Origin of the sequence: Kineosporia sp. NBRC 101731 (assembly GCF_030269305.1) — a bacterium.
Classification (GTDB): domain Bacteria; phylum Actinomycetota; class Actinomycetes; order Actinomycetales; family Kineosporiaceae; genus Kineosporia.
The window spans coordinates 75,644-85,478 of the sequence record NZ_BSTC01000022.1; the positions used below are offsets into that span (position 1 = coordinate 75,644).

A 9,835-nucleotide genomic window follows, 5' to 3' on the forward strand; every position below is an offset into this window, starting at 1 on the left:
GGTGTTCCCCCGGCCCGCGCGGGTCGCCCGGGTCGGGGCCGACGGCAACAGCAATAATTTTGGACGCGGACGGGCACCTGACCTGCCCGGAAACCGTCACGGGGACCGGACGTGCCGAGGTTCTCAGGAGGCGCCGTGATCATCGCTGCCGGATGATGGCAGCCCCATGCTGACCTCTCCGCCCGGTAGGGCCGGGAGGGGCCCAAGTTCCGCCCCGAAGGAGCCGAGCACACCATGTGGGTCGAGATCGCCCTGGTCGCCGTGCTGATCCTGATCAACGCCGCGCTCTCGGGCTCCGAGATGGCTCTGGTCTCGTTACGTGAGAGCCAGGTCAACCGCCTGGCCACGGAGAGCGAGAAGGGTCGTCGGCTGGCCAGTCTGACGAACGACCCGACACGTTTCCTGTCCACCATCCAGATCGGCATCACCCTGGCCGGTGCGCTGGCGTCGGCCACGGCCGCCGTGTCGCTGGCCCAGCCGCTGATCGAGCCGCTCGGCTTCCTCGGGAGCGCGGCCGAGCCGGTCTCGGTCGTCGTGGTGACGATCATGCTGACGTACGTGACGCTGGTGATCGGCGAGCTGGCCCCGAAGCGGATCGCGATGCAGACCGCCCAGTCGTGGGCGCTGCGCGCGGCCGGCCCGATCAACCTGATCTCGGTGCTGGCCCGGCCGCTGGTCTGGATCCTCGCCAAGTCGACGGAACTGGTCGTCCGGATGGTCGGCCTGGACCCGAAGGCGGCGCGCGAGGAGGTCTCCGAGGAGGAGATCAAGGACATGATCGCCGCCCAGGAGTCCATCCCCGAGCAGCAGCGCTCGATCATCGAGGGCGCGCTCGAACTCGACGAGCGCAAGCTCTACCAGGTGCTGGTGCCGCGCACCGACGTGGTCTTCGTGACGGCTGCGCAAGACGCCTCGACCGCCCGCGACCTACTGATCGAGGCCGGACTCTCCCGGGCCCCGGTGATCGGCGAGACCGAGGACGACGTCATCGGTTTCGTGCACCTGCGACAGCTCGTGGCCGGGATCGGCGCGGTCGCCGACTACGTGCGTCCCGCCCTGGTGCTTCCCGACTCGGCCGGTGTGCTGCAGGCCCTGGGCCGCATGCAGCAGCAGCGCGGTCAGCTGGCCCTGGTGATGGACGAGTTCGGCGCGGTCGCCGGCATCGTGACGCTCGAAGACCTGCTCGAGGAGATCGTCGGCGAGATCTACGACGAGTTCGACCTGGACACCGCACAGGTCCTGCACCGGCCCGACGGCGATATCGAGCTGAACGGCTCCTTCCCCGCCCATGACCTGACCGACCTGGGCATCGACCTGAACGCGGGCCGGAGCGCGACGATCGCCGGGATCATGCTGGAGGCCCTGGGCGAGTTCCCGGCCGCCGGCACCGAGACCGTCGTGGGCAACTGGCGCCTCACCGCGCTCGAGGTCACGCCGCGGGCCATCCTCCGGGTCCAGGTGCACCCGCTGGACTCCGACGAGCTGGCCCAGATCGAGGCCGCCAAGGAGACCGCGCGCCAGGCCCGCGAGAACCGCGATCTGCCGCCCGCCCCCGAACTGCCGGCCGGGCCCACCGAGGAGCCCACCGAGGAGCCCGCCGTGGCCGCCACGTCCACCCCGGCCGAACTGGCAGCCCTCGACCTGACCCCTGCCGATCCCCCGGCCCACACCGACAAGGCCTGACGACCTGGCGCCCCTCCCCCAGAACCCCTGTTCGTGATCATGCAAAATCTCCCCAGCGTTCTAGAACTCTCTCCATCACAGTTCTAGAACTCCGGGGAGGTTTTGCATGATCACGGAGGAAAGACGGGGACTTACTCGGGGCCGTGGGACGCGCGGGATCGCTCAGCCGTCCCGCCAGGGTTGGCCCACCTGCCTCGGACGCCATGAAGGCGCAGGTCAGGGGCTTGGCCAAAAGCGGTGCAGAGCCGGTGCCGGACCTGCGCAGCGCGGCGGATTGATATGCAACCGCCAGGTCCGGGATAATTCTTCCGGCTGCCCAAACAGCCACAACCGGGTTATCCACGGCCGAAAGGGTTGTTGCGCTGATGGCAGGCGAGCGGACCGGTCCGAGCACGCCCACGATCGTGCTGATCGCAGTACTGGCAACGCCTGTCGTGCTGATCCTGATCTTCTGGATGATCGGCAGCGGCGGGGGTGACAGCGCGGCGGCCAAGTCCAACCTGCCCCAGCTGGTGGGCAAAGGGCTGGAATGGGCCAAGGACAAGGCCGACAAGTCCGGTTTCGACAAGGTGGAGACCCACGACGCCCTGGGCCGTGACCGGCGCTGGAGCGATGACAAGGAGTGGGTGGTCTGCTTCCAGACCCCCGCCGCGGGCTCCCGCGACGAAGACTCCAAGGTCGAGCTGGGCGCGGTGCAGCTCGACGAGAAGTGCCCCTCGTCCGACCAGGCGCTGTACAAGGTCGCGACCACCGAGATGCCCGACCTGGAGAACCGCACGGCCTACATGGCCGGCCAGATCCTCGGTGAGAAGGCCAGCGTGCGCTTCATCGACCGGGAAGACGGCGACACGGTCGACGGCAACCTCGGCGACTGGCGGGTCTGTGACCAGCGACCCAAGGCCGGCGACACGTTCGACGGCGTGCCCGTCACCGTGACGGTCGCCCCCTACGAAGAGCGCTGCTGAACCGTATTCCTCGCACAGGGGGGATCAACAGGACCACCCTCGGCCCGGCTCGCGGCGCAAAGTCGCAGGTAGCCTGGCCGAGCGTGGTTCTGATCCAACCCGCCGGCTCGTCACCGGACAGGACAGCCTCTGCCCGGTGACTGCAGAGACTGAGGAGAACGGTGAGCACCAGTTCGGATAACGACGTCACGACGAAAACCGGCTCCGCCAACATCGGCGTGACCGGCCTCGCCGTCATGGGCCGCAACCTGGCCCGTAATCTGGCCCGCCACGGCCACCAGGTGGCAGTTCACAACCGCACGTACGCCCGCACCCAGAGCCTGATCGACGATCACGGCGACGAGGGTACGTTCGTCCCCAGCGAGTCGCTGGAAGACTTCGTCGACTCCCTGCAGAAACCCCGCGTCGTCATCGTCATGGTGAAGGCCGGCCCGGGCACCGATGCCGTCATCGACGATCTGGTGCCGCTGCTGGAAGAGGGCGACATCGTCGTCGACACCGGCAATGCGCACTTCGCCGACACCCGGCGACGGGAAGAGGCCCTCAAGACGAAAGGCCTGCACTTCGTCGGCTGCGGTGTCAGCGGCGGCGAGGAGGGCGCGCTGCTCGGGCCGAGCATCATGCCCGGCGGCTCGACGTGGGCGTACGACCGGCTCGGCCCGATGTTCGAGTCGATCGCCGCGCAGGTCGACGGCACCCCCTGCTGCACGCACATCGGCCCGGACGGCGCCGGTCACTTCGTGAAGATGGTGCACAACGGCATCGAGTACGCCGACATGCAGCTCATCGCGGAGGCCTACGACCTGCTGCGCCAAGGGCTGGGCGCCACGCCCGTGCAGATCGCCGACATCTTCCGCACCTGGAACGAGGGCGACCTGGAGTCGTTCCTCATCGAGATCACGGTCGACGTGCTCAGCCACATCGACGAGCGCACCGGCAAGCCGTTCGTCGACATCGTGCAGGACCAGGCCGAGCAGAAGGGCACGGGCCGCTGGACCGTGCAGAACGCGCTCGAGCTGGGCGTCCCGATCACCGGCATCGCCGAGGCCACCTTCGCCCGCTCGCTGTCCGGCCACGCCGCCCAGCGCGCCGCCGCGGGTGAGGCGTTCGGCTCGGGCGTCATCGATGGCTGGGTCGCGGACGGCGACCGCGACGCGTTCGTCGAAGACGTCCGCCAGGCGCTGTACGCCTCCAAGGTCGTGGCCTACGCCCAGGGGTTCGACCACATCGCGGCGGGCAGCGAAGAATTCGGCTGGGACATCGACCGGGGGAAGACCGCGACGATCTGGCGGGGCGGCTGCATCATCCGCGCCCGTTTCCTCGACCGGATCCGCGAGGCCTACGACGACCAGCCGAAGCTGGAAAGCCTTCTGGTGGCACCGTACTTCGCCGGCGCGGTGTCGAGCGGCTCCGACGCGTGGCGCCGGGTCGTCTCCGCCGCCGCACTGAACGGCGTTGCCACTCCGGCCTTCTCGTCGTCGCTGGCGTACTACGACGGTCTGCGCCGCGACCGCCTTCCGGCCTCGCTGATCCAGGGCCTGCGTGACCTGTTCGGCGCGCACACCTATCGCCGCGTCGACGCCGCGGGGTCGTTCCACACGCTGTGGGCGGGCGACAAGTCCGAGATCGAAAGCTGAAATTGAGGACGAGGTGGGCACCCAGGGTGCCCACCTCGTCCTCAATTTCAGAGATTTTCAGAGGAGGTAGCGAAACAGCGGACTGTCGGCCGGGATCTTCTCGATGTCCGGCGGCGACGCCTTCATCCGGGCGAGCAGAGCCGGGAGATCGGCCGGGCTGCCCAGCTCGATACCGACCAGCGCCGGCCCGGTCTCCCGGTTGTTGCGCTTCACGTACTCGAACAGCGTGATGTCGTCGTCCGGCCCCAGCACGTCGTCCAGAAAACGGCGCAGCGCACCGGGTTCCTGCGGGAAACCGACCAGGAAGTAGTGCTTGCGGCCCTCGTGGATCAGCGCCCGCTCGACCACCTCGGCGTAGCGACTGACGTCGTTGTTGCCACCGCTCAGCAGGACCAGCACGTTCGCCCCCGGCTGGGGCCGCACCACGTCACCGAGAGCGGCGGCGGCCAGGGCCCCGGCGGGCTCGGCGATGATGCCGTCGGACTGGTAGAGGGCGAGCATCTCGGTGCAGACCCGGCCCTCGGCCACGCTGACCACCTCGACCTTGGCGTCACGCACGATCGGGAAGGTGACGTCACCGGCCCGGCGCACCGCGGCCCCGTCCACGAAACCGTCGATCTCCGGCAGCGTGACGGGCTCCCCGGCCTGTAGCGCGGCCGACATGCAGGCCGCACCGGCAGGCTCCACCCCCACCAGGCGCACCTCCGGATGCCGCTCGGCCAGCCAGATGGCAGTGCCGGCGAGCAGACCGCCGCCTCCGACCGGGATCACCACGACCTCGGGCCGGTCCTCGCCCAGCTCTTCCAGCTGGGCGAAGGCCTCGGCGACCGCCGTGCCCTGGCCCGCGACGGTCCACGGGTGGTCGAAGGCCGGAACCAGCGTGGCCCCGGTGAGCAGGGCGTCCGCAGCGGCCTCGGCCGCCGCGTCGTCATAGGTGTCTCCCTTGACCCGCACTTCGACCAGGTCCCCACCGAGCACGGCGATGCGGTCGCGTTTCTGCCGGGGCGTCGTGCGCGGCAGGTACACCCGGCCGTGCACACCGAGTTTCCCGCAGGCGTAGGCCAGGCCCTGGGCGTGATTGCCGGCGCTCGCACAGACCACCCCGGCCTCCCGCGCCTGCGCAGTCAGCTGGGCGATCAGGTTGTAGGCCCCCCGCACCTTGTACGAGCGCACCGGTTGCAGGTCTTCGCGCTTCACCCAGACCCGGCCGGCGATCCGGGCTCCGACCCGGTCGAGCGGTTGCAGCGGAGTGGGTGCCAGAACGGCCGAAAGCCGTTGCGCTGCCTGCTCCACGTCGTCCGCGGTCACCGGCCCCGATGATTGCGTTGTCGTCGCCACGAGGGGCAGCCTAGGCGCAGGCCGCAGCCGCGTGGAGGGTCGTCTCACCTGCCGTCACCGGTGTGTCCTGCGGGCGCGGTGAGGCCGTCCGGGTGACGCCGGGGTTCAGGTCCGGCGCCGGGATGTCGAGAGCCTTGGGGTCCCTGCGCACCGGAGCAGAAGGAGATGCACGATGATTCGCCGCGTCCTCGTCACTGGTTCGGTCACGCTCGCCGTGATGCTGACCTCCGGCTCAGGCCTCGCCCTCGCTGCGGCGCAGGACGACACCGCGGCCGCACCCACGCTCAGCGCCACCTCGGTGAGTCCGGGAACCTCGTTCACGGTCACACCGCCGCAGCCCTGCCCCTCCGCGAGTGGTGCGCAAGACGTCTTCGTCACCTACACCGACTCCGAGGACACCACCTACCAGCTCGACCTGCTGACGACGGACGACAGCGGGGCCTGGGACGCCACCACCGTGCGATTGCCGGTGACGGGTCCGGACGAGAACGGCGCCTGGAACTCAGCGGGAGTGGCCGCCGGTCCGGGAACCGTCGACGTGCTCTGTCTGGATTCGGCCTACATGATGGCCGCCGGGGACGCCAGCAGTTTCTCCTCGGCCGCCCCCGGCCGGATCGGGCAGCGGATGATCGACCCCGACGACCCCGACGACCCGGGCGACGACCCCGATGACCCGGGCGATGACGAGGACGGGGTCACGCTGACCTACGCCCCGGCGGCCCTCACGGTGTCCGGCAACCCGGCTCGGGTGAACCTGACACCGAGCTTGGTCGTGCCGGGCGGAACCGTCGCCGTATCCCCCGTCGATGTCTGCGCCGCAGCCGCCACCACCGCCCGGATCGAGGTGAGCCCGGCGGCCCTGAGCGACGACGGTGGCGATGACAGCGGGGACGGATCGGGCGACGGTTCCGACGACGACGTGGCCGGTCTGGGCGCCGAGGCCGACCCGAACGCGATCGTCACCACCGAGGTCGACATCACCGGCAACACCTGGGCGGCGACGCAGCTGCCGATCCCCGACGACGCACCGCTCGGGGACTACGGGGTCACCGTCGACTGCCTGGACGCAGCTCAGGAGATCAGCAGCCGGTACGAGTCCGCGCCCCTGGCGCTGGGCACGGTGACCGCCGGCCCGCCGGTCTGCTCGGCCAAGGGGGCCACGGTCCGCCTGACCGGCACGTATCCGGACACTCTGATGACCGGCGACGACGAGCTGGACCTGCCCGCCACCCTGCGGCTCAGCGGCGCCGGCCCCTGGCCCGTCTCCCTGACCTCCGCCCTCACCGACGGTGTCGTGCTGAAGCAGAAGTTCTCGTGCCCGGCGCCGGACTACGAGATGACGGTGCCGAAGACCTCGGTGTCGTCGGCCGGAGCCGTCCGGGCCCGGGTCTGCAACACCGGCGACGCGGCCGCCCGCGCCGTGCTCCAGGTCGCCACCAGGGGACGCGCCTTCGCGACGGTCGAACGGCAGGTGCTCGAGAAGGGTGAGTGCGCCTGGCTGGACGGCGGCTCGGTGAAGAGGGGTGACTCGGCCCGCGGCCGGGTGCTGCTCGACCCGCCGGGTCACGGTGCGACCGACCAGGAAGTGGCCCACAGCTTCACCGTCCGCCGGAAGGGCTGATCCAGCGGAGCTACCGACGAGGGACGCCGGGTCACGGCCGGCGGGTACCGGCTCCCATCCCCGGTATCCGTTGTGCCGCACGGGCATCGCGCAGATGCCCACCGGCGTCCCTCGTTCGGGTTCCTCCCCCACCACTGTGTTCGTGATCAAGCGAACGCTGCCCGAGGAAGGTCTGCATCATCACGAGCACAGTGGGGGTCGCATCTCCACGGGGTGATGTCCACCCGTTCGCAGTAGCGTTCGGGCATGAGCGACTCCGCGGGTCCCCAGCTCCCTGTCGTGCCCTACGGCACCTGGCCGTCACCGATCAGCGCGGCTGACCTGGTCTCGGGCATCGTGCGCCCGATCGAGGCCTGGCCCGGCGCCACCGGCACCTGGTGGTCGCAGATCCGCCCCGATCAGGGCGGACGCGAACAGCTGGTGTTCCGCGCGGCCGACGGCCAGATCACCGATGTGCTCGGACCGGATTGGAACGTGCGTACCCGGGTGCACGAGTACGGCGGAGGCAGCTGGTGGGTCGCCGGCGATGTGGTGTTCACCGTGAACTGGGACGACCAGCGGCTCTACCGCGCCGAACCGGGCAAGCGCCCGGTGGCGATCACGCCCACTCCGCCGTCGAAGGCAGCCTGGCGGTACACGGACGGACGCCTCACTCCCGACGGCAAGACGGTCATCTGCGTGCGGGAGACGCACGAGGGCAACGACGTGCGCAACGAGATCGTTGCCATCCCGGCTGTTCCCGGTGACACCGAAGATCCTGCCCCACGCGTGCTCGTGAGCGGCGCCGACTTCGTCGCCGCTCCGCGCATCAGTCCCGACGGCCAGCACCTCGCCTGGATCGAGTGGCAACACCCGAACATGCCGTGGGACAGCACCGCACTGTGGATCGGGGAGCTGGCGTCCTCCGACGCGGGGCTCTCGATGGTCGACGCCCACCTGCTGGCGGGTGCCCAGCGGCTCGGTCACGGACGGGCGGCCCCGCGCGACGGACAGTCGCTCATGCAGCCCGATTTCGGGTCCGACGGTCAGCTTTACGTCATTTCCGACACCTCGCAGTGGTGGAACGTCTACCGCGTCGACGACACCAGCGGTGATCTCACGCCGGTACTGCCCCTGCGGCACGAAGTGGGCGGCCCGGCCTGGCGTTTCGGCAACAGCGACTACGCCACGGACTCCGGCGGCCAGACCTGGCTCACCTATTCGGACGACAAGGGAGCGAATCTCGTCCGACTGCAGGACGACTCGATAGAGACCGACGCCCTTCCGTTTCCCCACCTCGAGCAGCTGCGCCTTTCCCCCGACGGTTCCCGGCTCACGGCCATCGCGGCGCAGACCACGGCCGAGCCCGCCGTGGTCGAGTTCCGGGTCAATGACAAGGGCGCTCTCGCCTGGACCGTACTCAACGACGTACCCGACCACGGCCTCGACCCGGCCGGTATCTCGGTACCGCGCCATGTCACCTTCCCCAGTGTCGGCGGCCGCAACGCGCACGCACTGCTCTACCTGCCGGCCTCCGCCGCCGTGCGCGGTCCCGAGAACGAGCGTCCGCCACTCATCGTGACCGTGCACGGCGGTCCGACCAGTGCCGCGAGCTCCGCCTTCCGGCTGAGCACCCAGTACTGGACCAGTCGCGGGTTCGCCGTCATCGACGTGAATTACGGCGGGAGCACCGGTTATGGACGCCCTTACCGGAAGCTGCTCGACGCCTCCTGGGGCATCGTCGATGTCGAGGACGCCTGCGCGGCAGCGCTCTGGGTCGCGGCCCAAGGGCTGGCCGACGCCGCCCGCCTCGCGATCCGTGGCGGAAGCGCCGGGGGCTACACGGTTCTCGCGGCCCTCGCGACCCGCGACGTGTTCACCGCCGGCGCCAGCCTCTACGGCGTGGCCGACCTGGGCGCACTGGCCCGGGACACACACAAGTTCGAATCGCGTTACCTCGACGGACTGGTCGGTCCCTGGCCGCAGGCCGAAAAGATCTACACGGAGCGTTCGCCCCTGTCGCACATCAACGGCTTCGACCGACCCCTCATCGTGCTGCAGGGTGAGGAGGACGAAGTCGTTCCGCCGGCCCAGGCCGAGATGATCGTGGCTGCGCTCGCCGCCAAGAAGGTGCCGCACAGCTACCTGCTCTTCCCGGGCGAACAGCACGGGTTCCGCCGGGCGGAGAACATCATCCGGGCCTTCGAGTCCGAGCTGTCTTTCTACGGCCAGGTCTTCGGCTTCCAGCCCGACAACCTGCCCGAGCCGGTGCGCATCCGCTTCGCCGAGAACCTAGGCAAGCAGTAGTCCCTCTGTTCGTGATCATGCAAAGTGTCCCCGGGAACACTTTGCATGATCACGAACAAGGGACATCGGGAGAGTTGCGGACGACCTGCTGGCGGACGATGCACGCCTCGCCTTGGGTACGGGGTCACCCCGAACCGGTCCGCAAACGCAGTAATGGCGGCCCGCGCCGCCCGATCGAAAGTTTCTTCGTCGGGCGGGGGCCGCCATTACTGTCTTCAATTTTTGTCCGGCGATGTCCTACTCTCCCACACCGTAACCAGTGCAGTACCATCGGCGCTGGCAGGCTTAGCTTCCGGGTTCGGAAT

General features: G+C 69.4%; 6 protein-coding genes and 1 rRNA gene. 5 read left to right on the plus strand and 2 right to left on the minus strand.

Annotated elements, in window-relative coordinates:
* The first annotated feature begins 234 nt into the window (after positions 1-234).
* The 3 genes from QSK05_RS34260 to gnd all read left to right on the plus strand — a co-directional run bounded on the left by QSK05_RS34260 (position 235) and on the right by gnd (position 4,285).
* Positions 235-1,683 (plus strand): hemolysin family protein, encoded by a 1,449-nt coding sequence (locus tag QSK05_RS34260; RefSeq protein ID WP_285601567.1) that lies wholly within the window; start codon positions 235-237, stop codon positions 1,681-1,683.
* 365 nt (positions 1,684-2,048) lie between these two features.
* Positions 2,049-2,648 carry a hypothetical protein gene (locus QSK05_RS34265; RefSeq protein ID WP_285601568.1) on the plus strand — a complete coding sequence of 200 codons (600 nt, stop codon included), beginning with the start codon at positions 2,049-2,051 and terminating at the stop codon, positions 2,646-2,648.
* Positions 2,649-2,809: 161 nt separating this feature from the next.
* Entirely contained in the window at positions 2,810-4,285 is a 1,476-nt protein-coding gene (gnd, locus tag QSK05_RS34270; RefSeq protein WP_285601569.1) for an NADP-dependent phosphogluconate dehydrogenase, read from the plus strand.
* 57 nt (positions 4,286-4,342) lie between these two features.
* Here the strand turns inward: gnd and ilvA are convergent, their stop codons facing one another.
* Entirely contained in the window at positions 4,343-5,593 is a 1,251-nt protein-coding gene (gene ilvA / locus QSK05_RS34275; protein WP_352303614.1) for a threonine ammonia-lyase IlvA, read from the minus strand.
* Between the two features lie 202 nt (positions 5,594-5,795).
* Between ilvA and QSK05_RS34280 the strand changes: the two genes are divergently transcribed.
* Together QSK05_RS34280 and QSK05_RS34285 are read left to right on the plus strand one after the other, a co-directional pair.
* Positions 5,796-7,244: a hypothetical protein gene (locus tag QSK05_RS34280; protein WP_285601571.1), complete on the plus strand. Its 1,449-nt coding sequence runs from the start codon at positions 5,796-5,798 to the stop codon at positions 7,242-7,244.
* A 246-nt stretch (positions 7,245-7,490) separates the two neighbouring features.
* Positions 7,491-9,530, plus strand: a complete 2,040-nt coding sequence (locus QSK05_RS34285; RefSeq protein WP_285601572.1) for a S9 family peptidase — start codon at positions 7,491-7,493, stop codon at positions 9,528-9,530.
* A 224-nt stretch (positions 9,531-9,754) separates the two neighbouring features.
* Here the strand turns inward: QSK05_RS34285 and rrf are convergent.
* Positions 9,755-9,835, minus strand: a 5S ribosomal RNA gene (rrf, locus tag QSK05_RS34290); the annotation flags it as partial.